This is a genomic window from Camelimonas sp. FR25 (genome assembly GCF_059740505.1).
This window is the reverse complement of record NZ_JCAWFG010000046.1, coordinates 36,321-63,298: the sequence shown is the minus strand read 5'-3', so window position 1 is coordinate 63,298 and position 26,978 is coordinate 36,321. Positions and strand designations below refer to the sequence as shown.

The window sequence follows — 26,978 nt, the reverse complement described above, 5'->3', positions numbered from 1 at the left end:
CACGTTTGGCTGCCATGTCTGGGGCGCTTCTGGGGCTGCGCGACGCCGCGTAGCCTTGAGCGAGATGACGTGGCGCGGCCTTTTGCGCCTGCCGGCGCGGATCGTCGCCTGCGATCCGGCGAGACACGAAAAGAAAGCGGAACGTATGAATCCTCTCAAGACGCTGTCAGATTTCGGTCAGGCTGCATGGCTGGACTTCCTCTCCCGCAGCTTCATCGAGAAGGGAGAGCTGAAGCGCCTCGTCGACAATGACGATCTGCGTGGCGTGACCTCCAATCCGGCGATTTTTGAGAAGGCCATCGCCGACACCGACGAATATGACGCCGCCGCCGCCAGCTTCCTCGCCGGTTCCGACGCCTCGGTGTCGGCGCTGTATGATCACCTGTCGATGCAGGACATCCGCCGCGCCGCCGACGTGCTGCGTCCGGTTTACGATTCGACCAATGGCGGCGACGGCTACGTTAGCCTCGAGGTGTCGCCCTATCTGGCTGACGACACCGAGGGCACCATCGCCGAGGCCCGGCGCTTCTGGATCGAGGTCGACCGCCCCAATCTGATGGTCAAGGTGCCGGCGACGCCAGCTGGCATCCCTGCCATTCGCACCCTGATCAGCGAAGGCCTCAACATCAATGTGACGCTGCTGTTCTCGCAGAGCGTCTATGAGCAGGTGGCCAACGCTTACATTGACGGCCTGCGCGAGCGCCTGCGCAATGGCGGCGACATCAGCCGTATCGCCAGCGTCGCCAGCTTCTTCATCAGCCGCATCGACGTGGCGGTGGACAAGCGGCTGGAGGCCGCCGCCGCCAGCGCCGCGGGCGCTGACGCCGAGCGCATCCTGGCGCTGCAAGGCAAGGTGGCCATCGCCAATGGCAAGCTGGCCTACCAGCGCTACAAGCGGCTGTTCGGCGAAGATTTCGCCGACCTGCGCGCCGCTGGCGCCCGCGCCCAGCGTCTGCTGTGGGCCTCCACCGGCACAAAAAACAAGGCCTATAGCGATGTGCTTTATGTCGATGAGCTGATCGGCCCGGACACCGTCAACACTTTGCCGCCGGCGACCATGGACGCCTTCCGCGACCACGGCCGCGCCGGTTTCACCCTCGAAGCCGATGTGGCCGAGGCCGAAGCCGTGATGGGCGCCATTGCGGGGCTGGGCATAGACATTGAGGCCGAGGCCCGCGCCCTGGTGGTGGACGGCGTGCGGCTGTTCGCCGAGGCCGCCGACAAATTGCTGGGTTCGGTGGCGCGCAAGCGCACCGCGGCGCTGGGCGATCGCCTCAACAGCCAGACGGCGAGCCTGCCGCAGGACATCGCCGACTCCGTCGCCGCGCTCACTGAGAAATGGCGCGCGTCTGGCGCCATCCGCCGCCTGTGGGCTGGCGACGCCAGCCTGTGGACCGGGACTGACGAGGCCAAATGGCTGGGCTGGCTCCGGGTGATCTTCACCGAGCGCGACCGGGTCGAGGATCTGATCAAGTTCCAGCGCGACATTGCGGCGCTGGAGTTCAATGACGCGCTGCTGATCGGCATGGGCGGCTCAAGCCTTGGGCCGGAGGTGCTGGCCGCGACCTTTGGCTCGCAGGGCCGCGCCGTGAAGCTGCATGTGATAGATTCCACCGATCCGGAGCAGATCGCCGCCGTGGAGGCGCAGATCAATCTCAAGCGCACCCTGTTCATCGTCGCCAGCAAGTCCGGCTCGACGCTGGAGCCGAACATTCTCAAGGATTATTTCTATGAGAAGGTGGCGGCGGCGCTAGGCCGCGAGCAGGTCGGCAGCCGCTTTGTCGCCATTACCGATCCAGGTTCGTCCATGGAGCAGGTGGCGAAGGACAGCGGCTTCTGGCGGATCTTCCACGGCGAGCCATCCATCGGCGGCCGCTACGCCGTGTTGTCGCGCTTTGGCCTCGTGCCGGCGGCGGCGATCGGCATGGACCTGCGCCAGTTCATTCGCAACGCCCGCACCATGGCGTGGAGCTGTGGCCCGGATGCGCCGCCCGCCGACAATCCGGGCGTGCAGCTTGGCCTGATCCTCGGGGCCGCCGCGCAGGCTGGCCGCAACAAGGTGACGCTGATCGCCTCGCCGGCCATTCGCAGCTTCGGCGCCTGGGCCGAGCAGCTGATCGCCGAATCCACCGGCAAGCAGGGCAAGGGGCTGATCCCGATCGACAATGAGCCGACCACCGACGTCAGCGCCTATGGCGCCGACCGGGTGTTCGTCTATCTGCGCATGCGCAAGGCCTCCAACCTCGCCCAGGACGCCTTCGTCCAGGCGCTGGAGCAGGCTGGTCATCCGGTGGTGCGCATCGAGATCGCCGCCGCCGAGCGCATTATCCAGGAGTTCTTCCGCTTTGAGATCGCCACCGCCGTGGCGGGGTCGGTGATCGGCATCAACCCGTTTGACCAGCCGGATGTCGAGGCCAGCAAGGTCAAGACCCGCGAGCTGAGCGCTGCGATCGAGCAGACCGGCCAGTTGCCGGCCCAGCCCGCCGTGGCGCAATTGGGCGCCTTCACCCTGTATTCGGATCAGGAGGGGGCCGCCGCCATCGCCGCCGGCGCCGCCAGCAATGGCCTCGCCGGGGCGGTGCAGGCGCATCTGGCCCGGCTGCAGCCTGGCGATTACCTCGCCTTGCTGGCCTATATCCAGCGCAATGATCGCCACGCCGAACTGTTGCAGGGGGCGCGCCAGGCGGCGCTGGCCCGGCGCCATGTCGCCACCTGTCTCGGCTTTGGCCCGCGCTTCCTGCACTCCACCGGTCAGGCCTACAAGGGCGGTCCCAATAGCGGGGTATTCGTCCAGATCACCACCGATCATGCTCAGGATCTGCCGGTGCCCGGCCGGACCCTGAGCTTCAGCCAGGTGCTCGCCGCCCAGGCGGCCGGTGATCTGGCGGTGCTCGACGAGCGCGGCCGGCGTTACCTGCGCGTCCACATCGCGGGCGACGTCGAACAGGGCCTCGCGCAACTGGCGGCGGCCATGGCCTGATAATCCGGCGCGGAGCCCTGCTCCGCGCCATTTTTGTCTGGGCCCCTCGCGTGCGTATCCGTCGCACACGACAATCACGATGACGGCGCGCCTCCCCCACCCCTGGGCGCGACCGTGTTTGGTAAGGGAAAGGCGTTGTCACAATGCAGCTTGGAATGATCGGTCTTGGCCGTATGGGCGGCAATATCGTCCGCAGGCTGATGCAGCGCGGCCATGCAACGGTGGTTTATGACCGCGCCGCCGATGCGGTGACGACGCTTGAGGCGGAAGGCGCCCAGGGCGCCAGCTCGCTCGCCGATCTGGTCAGCAAGCTCAGCGCCCCGCGCGCCGTCTGGGTGATGCTGCCAGCTGGCGTCCCCACCGAGGATACGGTTCAGCAGCTGGGCGAATTGCTGTCGCCAGGCGACGTCATCATCGACGGCGGCAACAGCTTCTGGCGTGACGACGTGCGCCGCGCTGAAGCCCTGAGGGGCAAGGGCGTTCACTACATCGACGTCGGCACCAGCGGCGGCGTCTGGGGGCTGGAGCGCGGCTATTGCATGATGATCGGCGGCGACGCCGAAGCCGTGACCCGGCTTGATCCGATCTTTGCGGCGCTGGCCCCTGGTCGCGGCGACATTCCGCCGACGCCAGGTCGCGACGGGCGCGATCCACGGGTCGAGCAGGGCTATCTGCACGCCGGCCCCAGCGGCGCCGGCCATTTCGTCAAGATGATCCACAATGGCATCGAATACGGCATGATGCAGGCCTATGCCGAAGGCTTCGACATTCTGAAATCCGCCGACGCGCCGGTGCGGCCCGAAAATGAGCGCTTCAGCTTCGACCTCGCCGATGTCGCCGAGGTGTGGCGGCGCGGCTCGGTGGTCACCTCCTGGCTGCTCGATCTGACCGCCGACGCCCTCGCCCAGGATGGCAAGCTCGATGGCTTCTCCGGTTATGTCGATGACAGCGGCGAAGGCCGCTGGACCATCCAGGCGGCGATCGAGCAGGCGACCCCGGCGGAGGTGCTGACGGCGGCGCTCTACACCCGCTTCCGCTCGCGCCAGGAGCATACCTTCGCAGAGAAGATGCTCTCGGCCATGCGCAAGGGCTTCGGCGGCCATGTCGAGGCGCCTGGCGCGCCCAGCGCCGCCGATCGCGCGGTCACTGGCATGGAAGGAAAAGCTTTGGAGAACAAGGCATGAGCGCTGTCGACGCCGCCGACCAGGCCCAGCCAGACCCGTGCTGCTTCGTCATTTTTGGCGCGTCCGGCGACCTCACCCGCCGCCTGCTGACCCCGGCGCTATATAACCTCGCCGCCACCGACCTGCTGCCAGATCATTTCGCTTTGGTCGGCGTGGCGCGCGGCGAGGACACCGACGCCAATTTCAAGGCGGCGCTGGAAAAGGCGCTGCAGGAATTCGCCACCCGGCCCATCACCCGCAAGACCGTGGCGCGACTGCTGAAGAATGTCAGCTATGTCCAGGCCGACCCGGATCAGGAGGGCAGCTTCGAGCGGCTCAAGCAGCATCTCGACAAGGTCGACGCGGAGGTCGGCTGCGGCGGCAACCGCATCTTTTATCTGGCCACGCCGCCCAGCGGCTTTGCGCCGATCGTCACGGCGCTGGGCGACAACGGCATGGTGACGCAGAGCAAGGACAGCTGGCGCCGGGTGATCGTCGAGAAGCCATTCGGCTCCGACCTCGCCTCGGCCCGCGCGCTAAACGCCGCGCTTCTGGAGGTGCTGCAGGAGGACCAGATCTTCCGCATGGACCATTACCTCGGCAAGGAGACGGTGCAGAACATCATGATGTTGCGCTTCGCCAATGGCCTGTTCGAGCCATTGTGGAACCGCAATCACGTCGACCATGTACAGATCACCGTTGCGGAAACCGTGGATGTGGGGCGACGCGGCAAATTTTACGACGCCACCGGCGCGCTGCGCGACATGGTGCCCAACCATCTGTTCCAGCTGCTGTCGCTGATCGCCATGGAGGCGCCGTCGCGCTTCGACGCCAACGCCGTGCGCGCCGCCAAGGCCGAGGTGCTGCAGGCCATCAATCTGTACACCCCCGCCGAGGCGCTGAAGCATTCGGTGCGCGCCGCCTATGAGGGCGGCGTGGTGCGCGGGCAGAAGGTCATCGGCTATCACGACGCCCCCGACGTCGCCCCCAACAGCGCCACCGAGACCTATGTGGCGATGAAGCTGATGATCGACACCTGGCGCTGGGCTGGCGTGCCGTTCTATCTGCGCACCGGCAAGGCGCTGGGCGTGCGCAAGTCCGAGATCGCCATCCGCTTCAAGGAGGCGCCGGTCAGCATGTTCCGCAACACGCCGGTCGAGAGCCTGTCGCAGAACTTTCTGGTGCTGGGCATCCAGCCAGATGAGGACATCAAGCTGCATTTTAACGTCAAGGCGCCCGGCCCGGAGCTGGAAATTCGCGGCGTCGACATGACCTTCCGCTACGATGACTTCTTCGACGCCGCCCCGAGCACCGGCTATGAGACGCTGATCTATGACTGCATGACCGGCGACGGCATGCTGTTCCAGCGCGCCGACGCGGTGGAGGCCGGCTGGGCTGCGGTGGAGCCGTTCCAGAAGGCATGGGCCAAAGCCGGCGGCAAGGACATCGCCAGCTATCCGGCGGGCACCGACGGGCCTGAGGAGGCCAACCGGCTGATCGGCCGCGATGGCCGCGCCTGGCGGCCGCTGACCTGAGCCTGGCGGTCATCGGACTTGCGACGGCGCCCGGCGCTGCGCCGGTAGCGCCGCCGCCAGCGCCTTGGCGCCACTGCTAACCCGTCGAGACCGGCGCGACAGCGCCCGCAAGGAGGTCGCCTTGGCCATTGAAGAGACCATCGTCGCCGCCGATCAGGCTGGCCTCGCCGCCAGCGCCGCCGTGTGGCTGGTGGAGGCGCTCGCCGACGCAGAGGCGGCTGGCGCGCGCCGGCTGCGGGTCTGCCTGTCTGGCGGTTCGACCCCACGTCGCCTGTATGAATTGCTGGCGACGCCAGCCTGGGCCTCGCGCCTGCCCTGGCCGAAGATTGACTGGTATTTCGGCGACGATCGCTTCGTGCCGCATGACCACCCCGACAGCAACGCCCGTATGGCGCGCGAGGCGCTGTTCAACCATGCGCCGGTGGCGGCGGAGCAGCTGCGGCTGATCCCTTATGGGCCAGACATCGACCAATGCGCCGCAGATTATGAGGCGCTGCTGCGCCACGAGCTGGCCGTGGACGCCGCTGAAGATCCAGGCCGGCCGTTGTTCGACGCGATGATCTGCGGCCTCGGGCTCGATGGCCACACCGCCTCGCTGTTTCCAGGCAAACCGGCGTTGAGTGAGACTGACCGGCTGGTGGTCGCCGTGCCGGAGGCCGGGCAGACGCCGTTCGTGCCCCGCATCACCCTGACGTTTCCCGCCCTGAACAACGCCCGCTACAGCGCCTTTCTGGTGTCTGGCGCCGACAAGCGCCCGGTGCTGGCGCGCCTGCAGGCGGGCGCTGACCTGCCCGCCGCGCATATTGGCGCCAGGGAGACCCTGTCGTGGCTGCTCGACCGGGCGGCGGCGGGCGGGGCTGAGTTCGGCGGTCACGGCGCGCCCTCATGAGCGGGGCGCCGCCAGCGATGACGCGACAGGCCAAAGCTGGGGCGCAACCGGCTGCGATCGTCGTGATGGGCGTGTCGGGCGCGGGCAAGACCACCATCGGCCTTCTGCTGGCGGCGCGGCTCGGCTGGGCGTTTATCGACGCCGACGACCTGCATCCGCCGAATAATGTGGCGAAAATGGCCGCAGGCCATGCGCTGGACGACGCCGACCGCGCCCCATGGCTGGCGCAAGTGCGGCGGACAATCGACGGGGCCCGGGCAGAGGGTCGCCAGCTGGTCCTGGCCTGCTCGGCGCTGAAGCAGTGCTATCGACAACAGATTGCTGGCGCGGCGAAGGATGTCGCCATCCTGTGGCTGCATGGCGCGCCGGAATTGTTGCGCCAGCGGCTCGCCGTGCGCAGCGGCCATTTCATGGGCGCCGCCATGCTGGATGGTCAATTGGCGACGCTGCAGCCGCCTGGCCCGGATGAAGCGGTCATCGCTTTGGATGTTGCGCCCGCGCCGGAGGTGATTGTCGCCAGGGCCTTGGCGCAGCTGGCCACGCGTTTTCCGGGGCTGGCGCCTGCCGGGCACGACCGCCCCGCGCCTGAGCCATGAAAGGAGCCGCCTGTGAGCAACGGATCGCCTGAATCGCCTGTGCGCGCCTCTCCCCCCCTCCCGCGCCCCCGCCCTCAGCCATTGCGTTGGGTGGTGTCCGACGTCGACGGCACCATCGTCACCTCGACCAAGGAGGTGACGCCTGCCGTCAAGGCGGCGGCGGAGCGGCTCAGGGCGGCGGGCGTCGGCCTGACCATCGCCAGCAGCCGTCCGCCATGGGGCATGCGCCACGTCGCCGATGCGCTGGCGCTTGACGGCCCGATCGCCGGCTTCAACGGCGCGGTGATCGTCGATCGGGCCGGGGCGATCCTGCAGAAAACCGTGATCCCGGAGGCCGCGGCCCGCGCCGCCCTCGCGCTGCTCGCCGCCGAAGGCGTCAGCGCCTGGCTGTTCACCGACAGCCATTGGCTGATCCTCGACGCCGACGGGCCGCATGTGGCGCATGAGCGCCGCACCATCCGCTCTGATCCGGCGGTGGCGCCGGATTTTGAGCCGTGGATGACCGAGGCCTGCAAGATCGTCGGGGCCAGCGATGACTGGGATCATCTCGCCGCCGTGGCGCGACGCATGCAGGACGTGGTCGGACCCTTGGCCAATAGCGGCCTGTCGCAGAAATACTATCTCGACGTCACCCCGCCTGGCATCGACAAGGGCACGGCGGTGGCGTGGGCGGCGACGGCCAATGACGTGCCGCCGTCGCAGATCATGGCCATCGGCGACATGGACAATGACATCGCCATGTTCCGCGCCGCCGGCTTCGCCGTCGCCATGGGCAATGGCTCCGACGCCGCCAAACAGGCGGCCGACATGGTGACGGCCGGCAATAATGACGATGGCTTCGCCGTGGCCATCAACACTCTGCTCGACGCCGCCGCAGGCTGAGACGGCTGGCGACGCCCGCGCGCAGAGACGCCGCCAATGCGTAGCCCTGCCGGGCGCTGGGAAAGTCGCTGTAGCGATGCGGCGACCCTGAGCGGCGCAGCGTCAGGGCCGCAAACACCACCTAGCGCAGATGCATCCGCCCGGCGAAGGGCAGCGACGCCGACAGGCCGCCATCGACCGGGAAAGCATGGCCATTGACGTAGGAGGCGTCGTCGCTGGCGAGGAAGGTGGCCATGGCGGCGATCTCATGCGGCTGGCCGGGACGGCGTAGCGGGTTGAGCTGGCCGATTTTTTCCTCGGTGCCGCGCTCGCGCGCGCCTTCAAAGATCGGCTGGGTCATGCCGGTCTCGATCAGCCCCGGGCAGATAGCGTTGACGCGCACCCCTGTGCCGGTCAGCGAAGCGGCGGAGGTCTGCACCAGCGACACCACCCCGGCCTTGGAGGCGCTGTAGGGATTGCCGCCGGCATTGGCGCGCAGGCCCGCCACCGAGGCGGTGCAGATGATCGAGCCGGCCCCGGCCTTCACCATATGCGGCGCGCCATGCTTGATGGCCAGAAACGGACCGATGAGGTTGACGCGCAGGATCTCCTGCCACTGCGCCACGGTCTGCTCGAACAGCGGCACGATGCCGCCGCTGATCCCAGCATTGGCGAACACCACGTCGAGGCCGCCGAGCTGGGCGACGGCGCTGGCGGTGTAGTCCATCACCGAGGCCTCATCGCCGCTATCCCCGGCGAGCGCCGCGATATCCAGACCCTCCGCGCTGGCCAGCGCCGCCGTCTCCTCCACCGCAGCGGCGTTGCGGTCGACGGCGACCACCCGCGCCCCTTCGCGGGCGAAGCGCAGGGCGCTCGCCCTGCCGATGCCGCTGCCTGCGCCTGTGACGATGGCGCGTTTGCCCTTCAGTAATGCCATGGCGTTCTCCCTGCCCCGCGCCGCATGGACGCAAGGGTCGTTGTGGTCGCAAGGGTCGTTGTGGTCGGGACAGCCGCCCGACCGCGCTACGCCGGTCCGGGCGTCATTGCCCTGGCGCGACGCCGCCTCATACCAGGATGCGAAGATGCTGACGCATCCGCATCCAGACATGCTCAGGCGCCGCACGGGCTTAGCCAGAACCCGATGAGTGAAGCTCATCGGGTTCTGCAATCAGGGCATGAAGCCGCCCGCCATCAAACGCCACGGCTTGTGGCCCGGCAACCGCGCCTTTCGACGGGAGCCCGAACCACCCTTATTCACATTTTTGCGCGTATTTTATTTATTTACCCTTACAAGGATGATGAAATATGCTAGCTGGACGCATCCCATGGAGGAGTTTGCGCATGCGCCCGAACCAGCAGCAGTCAGTCACCACCCGTCACAGCCTGTCCGGCGTGTTCAGCAGGCTGGCCCCGACTGGCCACAAGTTTGCAGCGGCGGCGGTCCTCGCGCCATTCATGTTTGCGTCAGCCGCCGAGGCGGAGACGCCGGTGCGCATCGGTTACATTCCGGTGATCGGCGCCGCGCCGATCGTGGTGGCCGACAAGGAAGGCTGGCTGAAGGATGCGGGCGTCAAGCCGGCGTTCACGGTGTTTGAGTCTGGCCCCAACATGATCCAGGCGCTCGCCTCCGGCACCATCGACGTCTATGTCGCGGGCATCGCGCCGCTGGCCGTGGCCCGCGCCAAGGGCATTGACGTCAAGGTCGTCTCGGCCACCGCAATCGAAGAGATGACGGTGATGGCTGGCCCGAAGCTCGCTCCGTATTTCGAAGGCGGCAAGAAGCCCGCCGAAGCCTTCAGCGCGTTCCGCGCCAGGGAGGGCAAGCCGGCCCGCCTCGCCACCCAGCCGCCGGGCTCGGTGCCAGACACCACCCTGCGCCACTGGCTCGACCGGGTGAACAAGGTCGACAAGGCCGATTACGAGATCATTTCCATGGGCATCGACGCCACCCAGCAGGCGCTGCTGGCTGGCGCGGTGGATGGCGCGACGGTGCGCGAGCCGGCCGATTCGATCATCGCCGCGCGCAATCCGGCGATCAAGATCGTGGCGCTGGGTGGCGACATGTTCCCGATCCAGCCTGGCACGGTGATCGGCGTCTCCGGCAAGTTCCTCGCCCAGCATCCGGATGCGGTGCAGTCGCTGGTCAAGGCCAATATTCGCGGCATTGATTTCATCAAGGCGACCCCGGATAAGGCGGCGCCGCACATTGGCGCGGTGCTCGGCAAGGGCCTGATCTCCAACGAGATCATCCAGAAGGCGCTGGCCTCACCGGCGACCAGGCTGGAGGCTGATCCCTCGGTGATCATCGAGCCGACCGCCAAGATGCAGGCCTATCAGGTCGAGCTCGGCTCGATCCCGAAGGCCGAGCCGCTCGACGGCCTGTTCGACGTGACCTTCTATGAGAAGGCCAAGGCGACAGCGGGTAAATAATCCAGCCCCAGGCGAATAGGCCGCCCAGGCGCAAGCAGGTCCAGCCAAGGGCCTACGCCTCACCCGGCTGGGCGATCCTTTCGCGCCAGGCGCCCTTGCGGCGCTCTCGCCAGCAGTCGGTCACGATGGCGCAACATGGATTGCGCCTGTGGCCGCCTATGCTGCATGGCTATCCGCCACAGGCGTCCCATCGTCCTTATGGCGCAGTCGCAACAACCCCGGCCTGAAACGGCGGAGACATGTCCTTGAAGAATACGAGGCCGTTCATCCTTGGCGTGGCCGGCTTGCTGGCGTTTCTGGGGTTGTGGGAGCTCGCGCCCCGGCTCGGCCTGGTCAATCCCATGCTGCTGCCTGCCCCCAGCGCTATTCCGGCGGCGCTGCGTGGTGAGATCGCCACCGGCATGTGGCAATCGGCCATGGCCAGCTCGATCAGCCACTATCTGATGGGTCTGGGGCTTGGCGCTGCGGCTGGCGTGGCGCTCGGCGTCGTCACCGGCATGAACCGGGTGGCGGAAGAATCCATCTCCTGGGTGGTGCGGTTGCTGCGGCCGATCCCTGGCCTCGCCTGGGTGCCGTTCGCCATTATCTGGTTTGGCGTCAACACGCCTGCGGCCATCTTCATCATCGCCATCGGCGTGTTCTGGATCGTCTATTTCGCCACCTTCGGCGCGGTGCGGGCGGTGGACCGCGACCTGCTGGAAGTCGCCCAGGCGTTCGGCCACCGCTCGGCGCTGTCGCGGCTGTTCAAGATCATCCTGCCCGCCGCGACCCCTGGCATCTTCGTCGGCCTGCGCACGGCGCTCGGCCAGGCGTGGATGGCCGTGGTTGCGGCGGAAATCTTCGGCGTGTTTGGTCTCGGCCAGCGCATGATGCAGGCCTCCAGCCTGCTCGCCACCGATATCGTCGTTGTCTACATGCTGACCATGGCCGTGCTCTATGGCCTGATCGACACCGGCTTCATGCGTCTCCAGAACTGGCTGCTGCGATGGAAACCATAATCGACATCCGCGGCCTCGGGCTCACCTTCGAGCAGGATGGCCGCAAGACCGAGGTGCTGCGCGGGCTCGACCTGCAGATCCGCCGTGGCGAGTTCGTCGCCATCGTCGGTCCCTCTGGCGTCGGCAAATCGACCCTGCTGCGGGTGCTGATCGGCCTCGCCAGGGCCAGCTCCGGCACGGTGACGCTCAACACCCGCCCAGGGCCTGTGCCTGCGGCGCTGGTGTTTCAGGACGCGCGTTTGCTGCCGTGGCGCAAGGTGGCTTCGAATGTCGCCTTCGGCCTTGAGCATCCCGGCCTGACCCGGGCCGAGCGCCGCGCCAGGGCGATTGAGGCGCTGGAGTTCGTCGGCCTCGCCAATCTGGCCGACCGCTGGCCGCATCAATTGTCGGGCGGCCAGCGCCAGCGCGTGGCGCTGGCCCGCGCCCTCGCCGCCGGCTCCGACATTCTGCTGATGGACGAGCCGTTCTCGGCCCTCGACGCCATCACCCGCGAAAACTTGCAGAACGAATTGCTGCGCGTCTGGCAGGCCACGGGCCGCACCATTTTGTTCGTCACCCACGACATGGATGAGGCGGTGTATCTGGCCGACCGGGTCATCGCCATCGTCGGCTCGCCCGGCGAGGTGCGCTCCTCCATTGAGGTGACGGCGCCGCGCCCGCGCCGGCGCGACGATCCGCAATTACAGGCGATCATCCGCCATTTGCGCTCCGACCTTGCGGCGGATTCCGCCGCGCTCTGATCCCGGCTGACCTCCCGTCGCCGCCCCAACAAGGACAAGGCCCATGTCCAGCGCCCTTTCCCGCCGCCACTTGCTCGCTGGCCTCGGCGCGCTTGGCGCCCTTGGCGCCCTCGCCGCGCCCGTGCCGCTGACGGGCGTCTCCCGCGCGCGCGCCGCATCCCTGACGCCTGTGCGCGTCGGCTTTGTGCCGGTGATCGGCGCCGCAGCGCTTTATGTGCTCGACAAGGCGGGCTGGGCCAAGGAGGCCGGCCTCGCCATCCAGACCACCAAATTCGATTCCGGCCCGGCCGCCATCTCCGCCCTCGCCTCCGGCACGCTTGACGTGCTGGCCATCGGCATCGCGCCAGTGGCGGTGGCCTATGCGCGCGGGCTCGACGTGCGGGTGATCGCGGCGGGCGGCATCGGCGGCTCGCTGTTCCTCGCCGCAGCGCCGCTGGGGGAAGCGTTCGCCGCCGCCGCCAATCCTGCGGAGGCCTTCGCCGCCTTCCGCAAGGCGCACGGCAAACCTGCCCGCATTGGCGCGCTGCCGCCTGGCGCCATGCCGACCACGGCGTTCCGCTACTGGCTGAAGCAGCACGGCGTCGCCGCCGCCGACATCGACATCGCTTATATGGGCATCGAGGCGACGCAGCAGGCGCTGCTAGCCGGCGCCATCGACGGCGGCCAGGTGCTGGAGCCAGCCGCCACCATCGTCCGCGAGCGCATTCCCACCGCGCGCGTCATCGCCACCGCGCCGCAGATGTTCCCGGATGCGCCCGGCGTGGTCTACGCCGCCACCAATGCGTTCATGAAAGCCCATCCGGCGGCGACGGACGCGTTTCTCAAACTGGCGATCCGCGCCACCGAGCTGGTGAGCGCCCAGCCAGCGGAAGCGGCGCAATATGTGCAGCAGGCGCTGGGCTCGGGTCTGGTTAGCGCGAAGGTGCTGGAGAAGGCGTTGGGCTCGCCCGCCGTGTCCTTCGCCATTGACCCGCGCGCTATCCTGAAGACCACGACAGACGTGCTCGATTTCCAGGTCGAGCTTGGCGACTACAAGGCGGCGCCGAAGATTGACGGCCTGTTCGACCTGACGCCCTGGCGGCGGGTGACAGGCGAATAAGGCGCCCTGCACCCTAAAGCGCGCATGAATGATGCGCGCGAGTGACCAACCCGCGCGGAGCACTGATCGTCTGTCACCGCCGGGCTGGAGGCGCGCCAGTCAGAGCGCGCCAGTCAGAGCGCGCCAGTCAGAGCGCGCCGACAAAAGGCGCCGGCACGGGGTCACTGGCGGGCGCGCCGCGCGCGCGCAATACATCCGCTGCATTGTAGAAGACGCGCCGCGGCGTGAAGGGCTGCGGGCACGCGGCCACCCGATCCAGATCTGCGCCCTGGCCCTGCAGCCACAGCAGCATGTCGAGAAAATGCGTCAGGGAGGGCGTGTAATGGCCGCTCTTGTTGGTGACGCCAATGACAAGCCCATGGCGCACGGCGATCTCTCCGGCCGATCGCACCGGCCCGCCGGCATTAAAGCTGGAGTGGTGAAAAGCGTGCACGGCAGGCTCATGGACATACATGCGGTCATCGAGGGTACGCACGAATATCGCCCAGCCGCCATGCAGCCCTAGCCCCATCAGCCCGGTGTGCACCAGTTCCCCCGCCGCGTCATGCAGCAGACCATTGCGGAAAATCACCCGCCAACGCGCCCGATCGGCGCTGTCGCCATAAGCGACGCTGGAAAACACCGTGCGTATGGTGCGGGCCAGCGCCTGGGGGGTGGCGATCGCCGGGATATGCTCATCGCGCAGCCAGTCGATGTAATTGGCGCGGCTGGCGGAGGCTTTCCATAGCTCGAAGCAGTCTGGGGCGCCGTCACGCCCGGTGAAGGGATAGTGCTCCTCCACCACCGCCTCGCCCCAATATTGCGTGTTCATGACCAGGCAGCCGGACTGGGCGCCGCGGATCACCGGCTGCACGGCGGCGCGCAACCGCGCCCAGCCGGTCTTGCCATGCCCCCGGCTTTGTGAGCACACAGCAGCGCGCAGCAGCGTCTTGCCCTCGGTCATGGCGTCCTGTCGCAAGGCGCATACCGAAGGCAGGCTGGCGCTCGTCGGATGCCGCAGCGTAAAGCGATGGCACTCCTCCAGCACCAGCACCAGCACATGCATCTGTTCTGCTGCGCGCAGCCTTTGGTCTGCTGTGGCGGAGGCCTGCACAAAGGCCTCCAGCAGCCTGTCGAAATAGGCAAATTTCGCGTCGTTTCGCCGCCCGAGAAAGCCAGTCGCGGTGCGCCGCCGGAATTCCTGCAATGTCATCATGCCCGAGCCCTCTGGCCTTGCGCCGCCGCGCCCGCCGTCCTGTCGCAGTCGAGAACCCAGCAGTACGGTTTAAATCGCCTGGCAGGTCATGCCGCCGTATCCCGTTGCCGGCGAAGCCACATTCTGGCCGGCACTAGGCGCATCTCGTCGCATCTGCGGCTATCACCAGACACGGGGCATTGGCCCTGACGGCGCGCCTTGCCCACACGAACCCTGCAATGAGAAATTCGATTTGCGCGCAGGGGCAAATGCGCTATCTGGGCTGGATGCGAAAAGCCGTTTCGCAATTTGCGATCAGCGGCCGTCAACGCCATCAAGAAGGGAAGTTCATGGCTCTCGAACCGGAAACCTTCAGGCAATTGCTTGACACTGTTGAGCGTTTCGTTCGTGAACGCCTGATCCCGAATGAGGCGCTGGTCGCCGAGACCGATGAGGTGCCCGAAGAGATCCTCGCCGAGATGCGCGACCTCGGCCTCTATGGCCTGTCGGCGCCGGAGGAGTTTGGCGGCCTTGGTTTGACCATGGCTGAGGAAGCTGAGGTGGTTTACCTGCTCGGCCACGCCTCGCCGGCGTTCCGCTCGGCCATCGGCACCAATGTCGGCATCGGCTCGCAGGGCATCGTGCTCGACGGCACCGAAGAGCAGAAGCAGGAATGGCTGCCGCGCATCGCCAGCGGCGAGGTCGTGGCCTCCTTCGCGCTGACCGAGCCGGAGGCGGGCTCCGATTCCGCTTCGGTGCGCACCACCGCGCGCCGCGATGGCGACCATTATGTGGTCAACGGCGCCAAGCGCTTCATCACCAATGCGGCCCGCGCAGGCATGTTCACGCTGATGGCCCGCACTGGCGGCCCCGGCGCTGGCGGCATCTCCGCCTTCATCGTCCCGGCGGATCTGCCTGGCATCAAGATCGGCAAGCCGGAGAAGAAGATGGGCCAGCAGGGCGCCCATATTCACGACGTGATCTTCGAGAACTGCCGCGTGCCGGCCGCCAATATCATCGGCGGCAAGGAAGGTCAGGGCTTCAAGACGGCGATGAAGACGCTGGAAAAGGGCCGGCTGCACATCGCCGCTTTGTGCTGCGGCGTCGCCAACCGGCTGATCGAGGAGAGCGTGCGCTACGCCGCCGAGCGCAAGCAGTTCGGCCAGGCCATCGGCGAATTCCAGCTGATCCAGGCCATGCTGGCCGACAGCAAGGCCGAATCCTACGCCGCCTGGTGCATGGTGCGCGACGCCGCCCGCAAGCGCGACGCGGGTGAATCGGTGGCAACCGAGGCCTCCTGCTGCAAGCTGTTCGCCTCGGAAATGGTGGGCCGCGTCGCCGACCGCGCCGTGCAGATCCATGGCGGCTCGGGCTATATCCGTGAATATGCGGTCGAGCGCTTCTATCGCGACGTGCGCATTTTCCGCCTGTATGAAGGCACCAGCCAGGTGCAGCAGCTGATCATCGCCAAAAACCTGCTGAAGCAGGCGGCGAACGGCTGATCGCAACGCTTCTGGCATAGGGCGGCCGCCAGCCGCCCTGCCTGCACAATAACGGGCGCGGTCCTGCGATCGCGCCCTGACGCCACGCAGGCGACGTTACGCGGACATGCCAGAATGGCGGCCGTGGCGCGTCGCCGGCCTGCGCCAAAGGCGCGAAGCGAGGCCTGGTGAGGGAGGCTCACCAGTCCTTGCGCCCAGCGACACATCGGGGAGGATGCGGAAGCCGCCCGGACCTTGGTCCGGCGTGGACCAGCGCCTTCCCGCGCCTCTTCCCTTCCTCCTGGATTGTTCTGGGCGCATCGCGCCGCCCGCGACGCCGGTTGCGACGCCATCAGGTTGTCCTGGCTGCTGTTTGCCGCCAGGCGGCTGTCGGCGCCCGTCGGACACCGATAATAATCCAGAGGAAGACTGCCTTGACGACCAATTCCGGCTTCACCCGCCGCAGCGCCCTGCTGATGGGCCTCGCCGCCCCGCTCAGCCTTGCGGCCCCTGCCCTGCTCAGCACCCGCGCCATGGCCAAGGGCTCCTATGACACTGGCGCCGATGACAAGGAAATTCGCATCGGCCAGACGGCGCCCTATAGCGGCCCCGCCTCATATCTCGGCGTCACCGCGCGCGCCGAAGTCGCCTATTTCGACCGCCTGAACAAGAACGGCGGCATCAATGGCCGTCAGGTCAAGCTGCTCAGCCTTGACGACGCCTACAGCCCGCCGAAGACGGTGGAAGCCACCCGCCGCCTCGTCGAGAGCGACAATGTGCTGGCGATGATGGGCTCGGTCGGCACCGCCTCGCAGGTCGCCGTGCAGAAATATCTCAACGCCAAAAAAGTGCCGCAGCTGCTGGTCAGCTCGGGCGCCTCGCGCTTCAACCAGCCCAAGGCGTTCCCGTGGACCACGCCGAACTCTGGCGATTTCGCCGTCGAAGGCGCGGTGATCGGCAAATATCTGCTGGCCAAAAAACCTGACGCAAAGATCGCCGTGCTGCACCCGGTCGACGAGCTCGGCCGTGATTTCGTGCGCGGCCTAAAGACAGGCCTCGGTGAGCGCGCCAAGACGATGATCGTCATGGAGGAGATTTACGAGACCTCCGCTCCGACCGTCGACTCGCAGATCGTCAAGCTCGCCGCCACCGGCGCCGACGTCTTCGTCAATGGCGCAATTGGCAAATTCGCCTCGCAGTCAGTGCGCAAGGCGCATGAGCTCGGCTGGAAGCCGGAGCAATATGTCACCTCGGCCTCGGCGACGGTGTCGCTGCTCAAGCCCGCAGGGGTCGAGGCCAGCAACGGCCTGCGCGCCATGCGCTACATGCGCTCGGTCGGCAGCCCGAAATGGGCGGATGACGCGGCGGTGAAGGATTACCAGGCCCTGCGCGCCAAATATCTGCCCAACGTCGATCCCAACGACAACACCGGCTTTTACGGCTATTCGACCGCGATCCTGATCCAGCAGATCCTTGAGAAGTGCGGCGACGATCTGACCCGCGCCAATCTGCTCAAGGTCGCCACCGACCTGCGCGGCATGACGGCGCCGATCAATCTGCCTGGCATCACCTTCGCCACCCAGCCAGACGATTACGCCATCTACCGCACCTATGAGCTGTCGCGTTACGAGAACGACGACTGGCACGGCATCGAGGCAGTCAGCGCCAACTAACCAGCCGAAAGACGCCTTACGGGGCCTGCATTCTGCGACCTGCGCCGGAGACGGCGCAGGTTTTTTGTTTCGCGACATGCAGGGCGTGCGGCGGCGCAGGCTGGCTACCTGCCCGAGCCTGCCACGCCTGTGCTGGCGCCGCGCGCCGTGGATTTGACCAACGCCAAGGCTCCACACGTATATATGTGATGACAAATAACATTGCGGCGCGTTGTTACTGCTGTCACCCTGTCGTGAGGCTCCGGACCACAAGAGAGCCGGCCAATCGACTGGGAGAAACACATGGCCCATCATGAGTTTGACGGTAATACTGGCGCTGGTGCGACCCAAACGCCTGCCCTGACGCGGCGGCGGCTTCTCGGCCTCGGCGGCGGCTTGCTCGCCGCCAGCCAATTGGGCGGCGTCGGCGCGCTGATCGCGACGCCAGCCCTGGCCAAAGGCCAGTATGACCCCGGCGCCAGCGACACGGAGATCAAGATCGGCCACACCACGCCGTTCAGCGGCCCGGCCTCTTACGCCGGTGTCGGCGGTCGCGTGCAGATGGCCTATTTCGAGCGGCTCAACAAGCAGGGTGGCATCGGCGGCCGCAAGGTCCTGTTCATCGCACTCGACGACGCCTATAGCCCGCCCAAGACCGTGGAAGCGACGCGCCGCCTGGTGGAGAGCGACCAGGTGTTGGCGCTATGGGCCGGCGTCGGCACGGCGCCGCAGGCGGCGGTGCAGCGCTATCTCAACAGCAAGAAGATCCCGCAGCTGATGGTCGGCACCGGCGCCGCCCGCTTCAATAATCCGAAAGAATTTCCGTGGACCACGCCTGGCATGGCGCTGTATTCCACCGAGGCGCGCGTGCTCGCCCGCCATCTGATGAAGACCAAACCGGACGCGAAGATCGCGGTTCTGCACCAGGTCGATGAGCTTGGCCGCGATTATATGGTGGCGTTCAAGGACGAGCTTGGCGACAAGGCCAAGAAGATGATCGTCGCCGAGACCACCTATGAGATCGCCGACCCGACCGTCGATTCCCAGGTGGTCAAGCTGGCCAGCTCCAACGCTGACGTGTTCCTCAACCTCACCGTGGGCAAATTCGTCTCCCAGGCCTTGCGCAAGGTGCGTGAGACCGGCTGGAAGCCAGATCAATATCTGATCAGCGGCTCGGCGACGATTTCGCTGCTCAAGCCAGCTGGGAAAGACGCCGCCAATGGCGCGCTGGCGCTGCGCGCCGCCCGCAGCATCTCCAGCCCGCGCTGGAAGGATGATCCGGCGGTGAAGGACCATCTGGCGCTGCTGGCGGAATATCTGCCCAACCTCGACAAGACCGATAATATCGCCTTCGCCGGCTATTCCACCGCGGTGCTGCTGCACCAGATCCTGGCGCGCTGCGGCGACAATCTCACGCGTGAAAACCTGCTCAAGGTCGCCACCAATCTCACGGACATGACCAGCCCGATCAATCTGCCGGGGGTGAATTACAGCACCACGCCAGAGGATTATGCGCCGCTCAAGACCTATGAGCTGTCGCGCTATGAGAATGACGACTGGATCGGCATCCAGCAGCTCAGCATGAGCTGAGCGGCTGATACCAGAACCCGATGAGCATGATAGATCGGGTTCTGGCCAAGCCCGTGCGGCGCCTGAGCATTTCAGGATGTGGATGCGTCAGCATCTTCGCATCCTGGTTTGAGGCCTTACCCGATCGCGAAAAGGCTGACGCAGCTGTGACCTGCCGGCCTCACGCGCCGCTTGCGCTGGACCAAAGCCCGATGAGGCGCCCTCATCGGGTTCACGCATGAGACGACGGCGTGGCGCCGCGTCCGCTGCGCATGTAGCGGACGATCACGCCGCGTTCAGGCGGCGGGCGCCGATCGTGGCGCGCAGTTGGTCGGCGGCGGCGAAGAACTGGTCCTGCACGTCGCTGACGTAGGGGTTGGCGAGCACGATGGCGTCGAACACCGCCGGATTGTCGTGCCGCACCATGTCGACAGCCTGCATCAGCAAGGCGAAGCTGCGGGTGGCCATGCGGCTGCGCCCCGCCGCGCCGTCCGTGTCGATCTGCGCCACCAGCCGACCGATCATGTGGGTGACGCCCTGGACCATGGCCATCTCCCGGTCATGCGCCTCAGGCGTGGCGATCTGCACCTGTAGCCCCATGCGCCGCAGCACGGCGGCGAGCCGCAGGCTGCGGCGGCCGCGCAGCGGGCACAGCACGACGCGATGGCCGGCGACGCCATCGCCTGCGCTCTGCGGGCCGAACAGCGGATGCAGACCGGCGATCTCCACATGGGCTGGCAGATGCGCCAGCATGTCGGCGGCGGGCTTCACCTTGACCGAGCCCACGTCCACCACCAGCGCGCCAGGGCGCAGCATGGGGCTGATGGTCTGGCAAATCTGCGCCGTCGCCGCGACCGGCGCGGCGATCACCACGAGGTCGCAGCCGGCGACCTCGGCCAGCGAGGCCTTGCGCACCGCATAGCCGTCCGTCGCCGTCTCGCAGACGTCATAGGCGAGCAGACGCGCGTCCGCCGGCGCATGACGCGCAATCAGCCGGGCGAAGGCCCCGAAGCCGATGAGGCCGATGCTGGAGAAATGACGGCTTGCGCCTGGTCGCGCCTGAGCCATGGCTGCGGCATGCGCGCCAGGGGGTGGCTGCAGCGGCGTGACGGTCCCGGCGTGGTCGGGGGCATCGATGGGGAACAGACGATCTGGCGCAAACATCACAAGGCCCTTGGGCAGGCCGCGCGCCGGAAAGCTTGAATGGGAGAGAACATCAACCGCCGACGACGCGGCGGTTGAACATGATCATGCAGCCGCCGTTATGTGAACGGCGTATAATAGCGACCCGAAATGACGGCGGAGCTGGCGCCCCGTGCGCTGATGCATGACATGGGTGGGCCTCGTAGCCGCTGGCGGGGGCGCTGTCAAGCGAGAGGCGCTCGCCTCCCGCGTGCTTGCGCCGGGACCAGCGTCACTGGGGCCGTTGGCGAAAGCCCCTTAAGCCCCCGCCCTTAGCCGCCAGCCCGTGGCGCCATGCCCGGCAGGTCGAGGCCTGCGGCGCGGTCGTCCTCGATGTCGACGCCGAAATTCTCCAGGAAGCGGCTGACCATCATGTAAAAGCCGATGGCGAACACGAGGTGCTGGGTATGTTTGGGTCCCAGCTGCTCATACACCGGCTGGAAGGTGGCGTCGGAGGCGCGCACATTGTGCACCACGTCGTCGGTGAACAGCATCACCTGGCGCTCCAGCGTGTTGAAAGCGCTGGCGTAGGGCCCTTCGTGGATCGCCTTTATCTTGTCCTCGCTCATGCCAAGCTGCCGGCAGATCGCCTCGTGCTGGTAGACCTCATAGCGGGCGCGGCACAGCACGCCGGCGCGGACGATGGCGATCTCGCGCAGCACCGGGTCGAGATCGGAGTGGATCAGCAACTGATTGCCGAATTTGACGAACTGCCCCATCAGCCGGCCCGAATGGCCCATCATGCGAAACAGATTGAGGTCGGGTAGTTTCTGATAGAGCTTCTCGACCTCGGCGTCGGCCTGGGCGCGGTCGAAATAGGGGATGCGGGCCATGTTTCCTCCTGTGGGGCGCGATAGGCCCCTGGCGTCAGCGAGCGCCTTGTGGCGCTTTGGTTGATGGTGGTCAGCATAGGCGGGGCCGCCCGGGCCTGACCATAGGCGACGGCGATATAGCAGCGCCCGATGAGCATCAGGCAGTGATCGGTGGCCGGATCGGGGAGCGCCTGAGCCTGGCAGGTCGCCGATGCGTCAGCTTTTCGCGTCCTCGTCCTGGGCCTCGGGCGCCGTGGGTGGGTAGAGATGGGCTTGGCCCTGCGGGTCGGTGATCGTGATCCGTCCCGAACCATCTGGCGCGTCGCAGACATAATTCGGGCCGATGGGCGACTTGCCATAGCCGCCAGGAATATCCAGCACATAGGTCGGCTGGGCGATGCCCGAGAGACGGCCACGCAGCTGGCGCATCAATTCCTGGCCCTCGGCGATGCTGGTGCGCAAATGGCTGGTGCCTGGGGCAAGATCGCCCTGGTGCAAATAATAGGGTTTGACCCGGTTCTCGATGCAGGCGCGCAGCAGCGCCTCCAGCGCCGCCGCAGCATCATTGACGCCGCGCAGCAGCACGCTCTGGGCCAGCAGCGGCAGGCCGGCGTCGGCCAGTTGGGCCAGCGCGGCGCGACCGGCCTCGGTGAACTCCCGCGCGTGATTGACGTGCAGCACCACCCAAACCGATTTGCCGGAGGCCTTGAGCGCGGCGATCAAGGGCGGGCCAATGCGCTCCGGCGCCACCAGCGGCACCCGCGAGTGGAAGCGCACCACCCTGATATGGCCAATGGCCGCCAGCCGCTGCATCACGCCCTGCAGGCGGCGTGGGCTGAGGATCAGCGGATCACCGCCGCTGATCACCACCTCCCACACCTCGGAATGGGCTTCCAGATAAGCGTAGATCGCCTCAAGCTCTTTAGGCGGCAGCATGGCCTCGCCGCCCGGCCCCACCATCTCGCGCCGGAAGCAAAAGCGGCAATACACCGGACACACCGAGGCCAGCTTGAGCAGCACCCGATCGGGATAGCGATGCACCAGACCATGGAGCGGACTGTGAGCGTCATCGCCGATCGGGTCGCCGCGCTCCTCGGGCAGGGTGTTGAGCTCCTCAAGGCGCGGCGCAAATTGCAGCGCCATCGGATCGTCGGGCGCATGCGGCGGGATCAGATCGGCCATGGCCGGGGTCACCGCCACGGCGTAGCGCGCCGCCACCTGCTCCAGCCCGGCGCGCGCCTCCGCCGCCGCAAGGCCAGCGGCAGCGAGGTCCTCTACGCTGGTGAGAGACTTTCCGGCCATGGTTCCCATCAATCCTGGCGCAGCACGCGCTCAGCCTTCCTGCGCCACAGGCGTCCAGATCACCTCGTCGATGCGCTCCGCCCCGGTGGCCAGCATCACCAGCCGGTCGAGGCCCAAGGCGACGCCGCTGCTGTCTGGCATATCGGCCAGAGCCGCAAGGAAATCCTCATCCAGCGGATAGCGCTCGCCATAGATGCGGGCCTTCTCGTCCATGTCGGCGAGGAAGCGCTGGCGCTGTTCGGCGGCGTCGGTGAGTTCGCCGAAGCCATTGGCCAGCTCGACGCCGCAGGCATAGAGCTCGAAGCGCTCGGCGAAACGCGCGTCATCTGGCTTGCGTCTGGCGAGGGCCGCCTCGCTGGCGGGATAATCGCACAGCAGGCTGGCTCGCCCGGCGCCGAGTTGCGGCTCGATCTTCTCCGACAGCACCCGCGAGAACACGTCCGACCAGGTGTCGTCATCGCCGGTGCGCACGCCAATGCTGGCGGCGGCGGCGCGGAAGCGGGCGATGCAGGCGGCGTCCGCAGCAGCGCTGTCAGCCGCCGGCAACAGCGGCTCGAGCGCCAGGCCGGCGTGGCGCGCAAAGGCCTCCACCAGGCTGATGCGCTCTGGCTCAAGCTGCGGGTCGCACTGGCGGCCGCGATGGCGCCACAGGCCGTCGGCTGGCGCAACGCCGGCTGCGCTGGCGACCTCGGCGGCGCGGCGCAGGATGCGGGCGCAATCGGCCATCAACGCCTCGGGCGAGCCGCCGACGCGATACCATTCCAGCATGGTGAATTCAGGGTGATGCAGCGGGCTGCGCTCACGGGCGCGGAACACATGGGCGAACGCATAAATCCGCTCCTCCCCCGCCGCCAGAAGCTTCTTCATGGCGAATTCGGGCGAGGTGTGCAGATACAGCGCCGGATTGGGCCCACCGGCCCCGTCATCGACGCGAAAGCCATGCAGATGCGTCTCATTGCCCGGCGAGGTCTGCAGGGCATTGCAATCGACCTCGACAAAACCGTCGTCATCGAAGGCGCAGCGCAAAGCGTTGACGATCCGGCCACGCGCGAGAAGGCGGGGCCGCCGCCGGGCGTGCTGGCCGGGCAGTCGCCAGCTCATGCCGGCGGAAGAGAAGGCGCCTGCCCCGCTCATGGCTCGCCCGCCTTCACCCGCGCGGCGACGCGACCCGCAAGCGTCGGCGGCGACGGCCACGCCGTACGCAAGCGGTGGCTCGCCTTTGGCCGCAAAACAATGTAGAGGCTTCCCATTCGCATCGATAACTCTATGTTGCCCGCGATCCGGAGCAGGTCAGTCGCGGTGGGTTTACCCCACTGGCGGCGGCGTGTCCCGCTCCACAGCGCTGGAGCGGCGTTCTGGCGGCCAGGCCCACGCCTGCCCTGGGGAAACTGCTCCTTCTGACAGCCTCGCCCTGCGGCTGTTCCCACGGACCGCTCACATGGTCGGGAACGCCGTCGCCGGCGCTGGCGTTCCGGCGTGTCCGGGGCAGTGGCGCGGGCGCTGGCCAACGCCCGCCGAGGATGCACAGGCAAGTTTCAGCCCCTGCGGCCCACATGCTGGCCCAGGCGGCGCAGTCACACGAGGTTGCACGTGAAGGTCATCGCCAGCTCCGTCCGGAAGGGCAATGTGCTCGAAGTCGACAATCAGCTTTACACCGTGATTTCGGCGGAAAGCTTCTTCCCCGGCAAGGGCACGCCGACCACCCAGATCGACATGCGTCGCATCTCCGACGGCGTGAAGACGTCGCAGCGCTACAAGACGACCGAGCAGGTCGAGCGCGCCTTCGTCGAGGAGCGTGAACATTCCTATCTGTACCAGGAAGGCGACCGCTACATTTTCATGAACCAGGAGAACTTCGAGCAGGTCGAAGTCCCTGCCGACGTGATCGGCGACCAGGCCGTGTACCTCCAGGAAGGCATGGTGGTGCAGCTGTCGATGTTTGACGACAAGGCCGTCGCCATCACTTTGCCGGCCCGCGTGGTGCTGGAGATCGTCGAGACCGAGCCGACCACCAAGGGTCAGACCGCCTCCTCCTCCTACAAGCCGGCCATCCTGTCGAACGGCGCCCGCACCACCGTGCCGCCGCATATCGAGGTTGGCACCCGCGTGGTGATCCAGACCGCCGACGGCACCTATGTTGAGCGCGCCAAGGGCTGACGCGGTTCAAAGCAGTTACGCAGGAATTTTGGGGGGAGGCGTTTTCGCCTCCCCCTTTTTTTTTGCGCGCGGCGATGGGACAGGTCGCGCCCTGGGCGCTTGCTGCGGACCTGGTCACGCCTTCCGTAGGATAAAATTGCCAGCACGCCCAGGGCGTTGCAGCGGCGACCTGAATCATGGTCTGCGCAGCCCGGCAGGCCTCGGGCCGCATTTAGCGAGATCAGATTCTATCAGATGACCTTACGTCGTCTCGAGGGCGCCACAGGGGCTCATGGGCCAGCTGGGGGCGTGAATGCTCCCGCCGATGGCTGCAACGCCGCCATCGCTATTTTGAGTCCAGTCTCAGCAAATTGGCATGTCGGGCGGAATCAATCCATGAACACTGGTCAAAATCGACCAGCGATCCAAACGCCCATGTCTGGCAGAGACTTACAGCCCAATGATCGCACCGCGACTGACCACCGAGGTTGCGCAGGCAAGGGACAGCCACGGCTTAGGTGAATCAGAAAGCCCACGCGCCGCGCCATCTCCCTGCGCGGATTCGGCTTTCGGCCCGGGCCTCATCCTGATTCAGAACATGAGCGCCCGTCAGGCGCCGCGCTGCAACACCTGAATCAGCCTGCCAACACATGCCGCCAACCCCTGGAACCGGCTCATCAATTCGGCGCTGTTGAATCAATATCTTAAGCGCCAGAAGCGTCGTCCACGGCGAAAACCTTCGGAAACGGTCCTATGCGTGCGGGGAGCATCTCATCATTGTCACCCTGACGGGCAGCCCTTCGCGACGCCAGCCCCACGCGAGGACAGCATGGGCCGCAATGGTGAAGGTTTCGTTGCGGGCGCACTCACCCGCCAACATTTTTGCCGCCCTGCCCGATCGCCGCCTGCGCCGCCCGCCGCGCCGCCGCCGCGGTCAGAAACGCCGCATAGCTCCAGCTGAGATGGCGGGCGGATTGCGGGGCGCCGCTGTCGCGGTTGACCTGCTCGGCCATGGCGCCATCGGCTGGCGTCACGGCGCGCACGGCGGCGAAGCCCATATCGCCAGCCCGCAGCAGCCGCTGCGCGATGTCGGCTGGCGTCAGCGACGCGCCGTCTGCTGATCCGGCCGCCGCCTCACCAAACCAAAGGGCCGCCGACGGCGCAGCCTGGGTGACGCCGGTCGCCACTGCGACAGCAAGGCGATAGCGGAACTCCGCCGCAGCCAAAGTGATCAGTGGCCACGCCCCGCCGTCGAAATAGACGTCGGCGGGATTGCGCCCGAGATGCGGCGCGCAATCGGCGCTGCGCTGCTGGTTGAGCCCGAAGGCCCCGGCATAGTGCTGCTCCAGCCGGATCAGCGTCGCCTGGGCCGCTGGATCACACACACTGAACGGGCCATCCGCCAGCCCGGCGTGGGTTACGCCAAGCAGCACCGAGCCATCGAGCAGGCGGGCGAGCGACACCGGCGCGCCGCCGGGGGCGGCCATGCGGCTGATGATCCAGCCATCGCCGTCGCGCAGCCCGCCGAGGCGCGCCCACAGATCGTCAGCCGCCATGGCCCACAGCCGCACCCGGCCGGCCAGCCCCTGCCCGGCCCCGCCCGCCTCCACCCAGGCCACGCCAGCGCGCAAAGCGGCGTATTGGGTCAGCATGGTGTGCAGGTGGAACGCCTCTTCCTCCTCCCACAGATCGACGCAGGGCAGGCCAGCGTTGCGCGAGACGCAGTCGAGGTCGCCAGCGATCAGATCAGCCCAGTCGTTGGCGTCGCGGCTGGCTGCGCAGCGCAGCAGGCCGAGGGCGCGCAAGGCCACGCCGTCATATTGCGGTCGCGACCAGCGGCTGATGTCGAGGCTGGCGTCGGGGTTGAAGCGCACGTCGCCGCGCACGCTATCGCCACGCACCCCCGCCATGTCCTCGGGCGTGCGCACATATTGCAGAAACGCCGGCGCGACGCCGCGCGTCAAAGGCCCTTCGGCCAGCCGCGTCGGCCCATCCAGCTGGGTGAGGCTGCGCGAAAAGCCGACATATTGCGCCAGCTCCCAGGTGGCGAGGCGCCCATACAGCGGCCAGTCCGCCAGCAGCCGCACCGCATCCATCACCAGGGCTGCGTCGCGCAGCCAATGGAAGAAATAGTCCGGCTCCGGATCCCAGTCGGCGTCGTCGGGCGAGGCCAGCACCGAGCCCGGCGCCGGGGTGATGGCCTGGCCAAACCCGGGCCGCCGTTTCAGCAGATGCGTCGCCGATATGGCGCCGAACAGCGACGCCGCCGCACGCGCTTCCTGGGCGATGATCCATTCCGCAAGATCTGCGGCGGGCGTCGCGGGACCGGCGGGCTGTCGCTCAGGCTGTTGCTGCATCTGCATCTCCATCGCCTTGTGT

Annotated in this window: 21 protein-coding genes; 14 read left to right on the top strand and 7 right to left on the bottom strand. The window is 67.0% G+C overall.

Annotation, left to right across the window (positions count from 1 at the left end; genetic code table 11):
• The first annotated feature begins 145 nt into the window (after positions 1 to 145).
• The 6 genes from AC6A67_RS06750 (at position 146) to AC6A67_RS06725 (ending at position 8,045) form a co-directional block, all read left to right on the top strand.
• The gene (locus AC6A67_RS06750; RefSeq protein ID WP_498035787.1) at positions 146 to 2,980 is read left to right on the top strand and encodes a bifunctional transaldolase/phosoglucose isomerase; all 2,835 of its coding nucleotides are present in this window, start codon (positions 146 to 148) and stop codon (positions 2,978 to 2,980) included.
• A gap of 143 nt (positions 2,981 to 3,123) precedes the next feature.
• Positions 3,124 to 4,164 (top strand): phosphogluconate dehydrogenase (NAD(+)-dependent, decarboxylating), encoded by a 1,041-nt coding sequence (gene gnd, locus AC6A67_RS06745; RefSeq protein ID WP_498035786.1) that lies wholly within the window; start codon positions 3,124 to 3,126, stop codon positions 4,162 to 4,164.
• Positions 4,161 to 5,678, top strand: a complete 1,518-nt coding sequence (zwf, locus tag AC6A67_RS06740) for a glucose-6-phosphate dehydrogenase (RefSeq protein ID WP_498035785.1) — start codon at positions 4,161 to 4,163, stop codon at positions 5,676 to 5,678. The genes gnd and zwf overlap by 4 nt, the downstream gene beginning before the upstream one ends.
• Before the next feature lie 121 nt (positions 5,679 to 5,799).
• The gene (gene pgl, locus AC6A67_RS06735; protein WP_498035784.1) at positions 5,800 to 6,567 is read left to right on the top strand and encodes a 6-phosphogluconolactonase; all 768 of its coding nucleotides are present in this window, start codon (positions 5,800 to 5,802) and stop codon (positions 6,565 to 6,567) included.
• 17 nt (positions 6,568 to 6,584) lie between these two features.
• Positions 6,585 to 7,163 carry a gluconokinase gene (locus AC6A67_RS06730; RefSeq protein ID WP_498035783.1) on the top strand — a complete coding sequence of 193 codons (579 nt, stop codon included), beginning with the start codon at positions 6,585 to 6,587 and terminating at the stop codon, positions 7,161 to 7,163.
• Positions 7,164 to 7,256: 93 nt separating this feature from the next.
• Positions 7,257 to 8,045: a Cof-type HAD-IIB family hydrolase gene (locus AC6A67_RS06725; protein ID WP_498035782.1), complete on the top strand. Its 789-nt coding sequence runs from the start codon at positions 7,257 to 7,259 to the stop codon at positions 8,043 to 8,045.
• Between the two features lie 121 nt (positions 8,046 to 8,166).
• On the opposite strand, the gene AC6A67_RS06720 is transcribed toward AC6A67_RS06725, so the two are convergent.
• On the bottom strand, positions 8,167 to 8,961 hold the full coding sequence (locus AC6A67_RS06720; protein WP_498035781.1) for an SDR family NAD(P)-dependent oxidoreductase: 795 nt from the start codon (positions 8,959 to 8,961) through the stop codon (positions 8,167 to 8,169).
• A gap of 518 nt (positions 8,962 to 9,479) precedes the next feature.
• Between AC6A67_RS06720 and AC6A67_RS06715 the strand changes: the two genes are divergently transcribed.
• From AC6A67_RS06715 to AC6A67_RS06700, 4 genes are all read left to right on the top strand, one after another.
• Positions 9,480 to 10,454 (top strand): ABC transporter substrate-binding protein, encoded by a 975-nt coding sequence (locus AC6A67_RS06715; RefSeq protein WP_498035794.1) that lies wholly within the window; start codon positions 9,480 to 9,482, stop codon positions 10,452 to 10,454.
• A 245-nt stretch (positions 10,455 to 10,699) separates the two neighbouring features.
• The gene (locus tag AC6A67_RS06710; protein WP_498035780.1) at positions 10,700 to 11,452 is read left to right on the top strand and encodes an ABC transporter permease; all 753 of its coding nucleotides are present in this window, start codon (positions 10,700 to 10,702) and stop codon (positions 11,450 to 11,452) included.
• Positions 11,440 to 12,192, top strand: coding sequence for an ABC transporter ATP-binding protein (locus tag AC6A67_RS06705; RefSeq protein ID WP_498035779.1), 753 nt, complete (start codon positions 11,440 to 11,442; stop codon positions 12,190 to 12,192). The genes AC6A67_RS06710 and AC6A67_RS06705 overlap by 13 nt, the downstream gene beginning before the upstream one ends.
• Positions 12,193 to 12,235: 43 nt before the next feature.
• The gene (locus AC6A67_RS06700) at positions 12,236 to 13,291 is read left to right on the top strand and encodes an ABC transporter substrate-binding protein (protein WP_498035778.1); all 1,056 of its coding nucleotides are present in this window, start codon (positions 12,236 to 12,238) and stop codon (positions 13,289 to 13,291) included.
• 127 nt (positions 13,292 to 13,418) lie between these two features.
• Here AC6A67_RS06700 and AC6A67_RS06695 read toward each other — a convergent pair whose 3' ends face one another.
• Positions 13,419 to 14,486 (bottom strand): IQM protein middle domain-containing protein, encoded by a 1,068-nt coding sequence (locus AC6A67_RS06695; protein WP_498035777.1) that lies wholly within the window; start codon positions 14,484 to 14,486, stop codon positions 13,419 to 13,421.
• A gap of 329 nt (positions 14,487 to 14,815) precedes the next feature.
• On the opposite strand from AC6A67_RS06695, the gene AC6A67_RS06690 reads away from it, so the two are divergent.
• From AC6A67_RS06690 to AC6A67_RS06680, 3 genes are all read left to right on the top strand, one after another.
• On the top strand, positions 14,816 to 15,967 hold the full coding sequence (locus AC6A67_RS06690; protein WP_498035776.1) for an acyl-CoA dehydrogenase family protein: 1,152 nt from the start codon (positions 14,816 to 14,818) through the stop codon (positions 15,965 to 15,967).
• A 413-nt stretch (positions 15,968 to 16,380) separates the two neighbouring features.
• The gene (locus tag AC6A67_RS06685; protein ID WP_498035775.1) at positions 16,381 to 17,619 is read left to right on the top strand and encodes an ABC transporter substrate-binding protein; all 1,239 of its coding nucleotides are present in this window, start codon (positions 16,381 to 16,383) and stop codon (positions 17,617 to 17,619) included.
• 282 nt (positions 17,620 to 17,901) lie between these two features.
• Positions 17,902 to 19,188, top strand: coding sequence for an ABC transporter substrate-binding protein (locus tag AC6A67_RS06680; protein ID WP_498035774.1), 1,287 nt, complete (start codon positions 17,902 to 17,904; stop codon positions 19,186 to 19,188).
• Positions 19,189 to 19,452: 264 nt separating this feature from the next.
• On the opposite strand, the gene AC6A67_RS06675 is transcribed toward AC6A67_RS06680, so the two are convergent.
• From AC6A67_RS06675 to epmA, 4 genes are all read right to left on the bottom strand, one after another.
• On the bottom strand, positions 19,453 to 20,331 hold the full coding sequence (locus AC6A67_RS06675; protein WP_498035773.1) for a prephenate dehydrogenase/arogenate dehydrogenase family protein: 879 nt from the start codon (positions 20,329 to 20,331) through the stop codon (positions 19,453 to 19,455).
• Positions 20,332 to 20,621: 290 nt separating this feature from the next.
• Complete coding sequence (locus tag AC6A67_RS06670; protein ID WP_498035772.1) at positions 20,622 to 21,182, bottom strand: carboxymuconolactone decarboxylase family protein; 561 nt, start codon at positions 21,180 to 21,182, stop codon at positions 20,622 to 20,624.
• Positions 21,183 to 21,377: 195 nt separating this feature from the next.
• On the bottom strand, positions 21,378 to 22,463 hold the full coding sequence (locus AC6A67_RS06665) for a lysine-2,3-aminomutase-like protein (protein ID WP_498035771.1): 1,086 nt from the start codon (positions 22,461 to 22,463) through the stop codon (positions 21,378 to 21,380).
• 30 nt (positions 22,464 to 22,493) lie between these two features.
• Entirely contained in the window at positions 22,494 to 23,597 is a 1,104-nt protein-coding gene (gene epmA, locus AC6A67_RS06660; protein ID WP_498035770.1) for an EF-P lysine aminoacylase EpmA, read from the bottom strand.
• A 456-nt stretch (positions 23,598 to 24,053) separates the two neighbouring features.
• Here epmA and efp point away from each other — a divergent pair, with 456 nt between their 5' ends.
• Complete coding sequence (efp, locus tag AC6A67_RS06655; RefSeq protein WP_498035769.1) at positions 24,054 to 24,620, top strand: elongation factor P; 567 nt, start codon at positions 24,054 to 24,056, stop codon at positions 24,618 to 24,620.
• 845 nt (positions 24,621 to 25,465) lie between these two features.
• On the opposite strand, the gene AC6A67_RS06650 is transcribed toward efp, so the two are convergent.
• Positions 25,466 to 26,956, bottom strand: a complete 1,491-nt coding sequence (locus AC6A67_RS06650) for a glycoside hydrolase family 15 protein (RefSeq protein ID WP_498035768.1) — start codon at positions 26,954 to 26,956, stop codon at positions 25,466 to 25,468.
• Positions 26,957 to 26,978 lie beyond the last annotated feature (22 nt).

What these genes read in the sequence shown, in the direction of transcription:
- AC6A67_RS06675 (WP_498035773.1), bottom strand. Translation starts at nt 20,331, where the DNA reads ATGTTTGCGCCAGATCGTCTGTTCCCCATCGATGCCCCCGACCACGCC.
- AC6A67_RS06750 (WP_498035787.1), top strand. Translation starts at nt 146, where the DNA reads ATGAATCCTCTCAAGACGCTGTCAGATTTCGGTCAGGCTGCATGGCTG.
- AC6A67_RS06680 (WP_498035774.1), top strand. Translation starts at nt 17,902, where the DNA reads ATGGCCCATCATGAGTTTGACGGTAATACTGGCGCTGGTGCGACCCAA.
- epmA (WP_498035770.1), bottom strand. Translation starts at nt 23,597, where the DNA reads ATGAGCGGGGCAGGCGCCTTCTCTTCCGCCGGCATGAGCTGGCGACTG.
- AC6A67_RS06705 (WP_498035779.1), top strand. Translation starts at nt 11,440, where the DNA reads ATGGAAACCATAATCGACATCCGCGGCCTCGGGCTCACCTTCGAGCAG.
- AC6A67_RS06715 (WP_498035794.1), top strand. Translation starts at nt 9,480, where the DNA reads ATGTTTGCGTCAGCCGCCGAGGCGGAGACGCCGGTGCGCATCGGTTAC.
- gnd (WP_498035786.1), top strand. Translation starts at nt 3,124, where the DNA reads ATGCAGCTTGGAATGATCGGTCTTGGCCGTATGGGCGGCAATATCGTC.
- zwf (WP_498035785.1), top strand. Translation starts at nt 4,161, where the DNA reads ATGAGCGCTGTCGACGCCGCCGACCAGGCCCAGCCAGACCCGTGCTGC.
- AC6A67_RS06665 (WP_498035771.1), bottom strand. Translation starts at nt 22,463, where the DNA reads ATGGCCGGAAAGTCTCTCACCAGCGTAGAGGACCTCGCTGCCGCTGGC.
- AC6A67_RS06650 (WP_498035768.1), bottom strand. Translation starts at nt 26,956, where the DNA reads ATGCAGCAACAGCCTGAGCGACAGCCCGCCGGTCCCGCGACGCCCGCC.
- AC6A67_RS06695 (WP_498035777.1), bottom strand. Translation starts at nt 14,486, where the DNA reads ATGATGACATTGCAGGAATTCCGGCGGCGCACCGCGACTGGCTTTCTC.
- AC6A67_RS06690 (WP_498035776.1), top strand. Translation starts at nt 14,816, where the DNA reads ATGGCTCTCGAACCGGAAACCTTCAGGCAATTGCTTGACACTGTTGAG.
- AC6A67_RS06730 (WP_498035783.1), top strand. Translation starts at nt 6,585, where the DNA reads ATGACGCGACAGGCCAAAGCTGGGGCGCAACCGGCTGCGATCGTCGTG.
- AC6A67_RS06670 (WP_498035772.1), bottom strand. Translation starts at nt 21,182, where the DNA reads ATGGCCCGCATCCCCTATTTCGACCGCGCCCAGGCCGACGCCGAGGTC.
- AC6A67_RS06720 (WP_498035781.1), bottom strand. Translation starts at nt 8,961, where the DNA reads ATGGCATTACTGAAGGGCAAACGCGCCATCGTCACAGGCGCAGGCAGC.
- AC6A67_RS06700 (WP_498035778.1), top strand. Translation starts at nt 12,236, where the DNA reads ATGTCCAGCGCCCTTTCCCGCCGCCACTTGCTCGCTGGCCTCGGCGCG.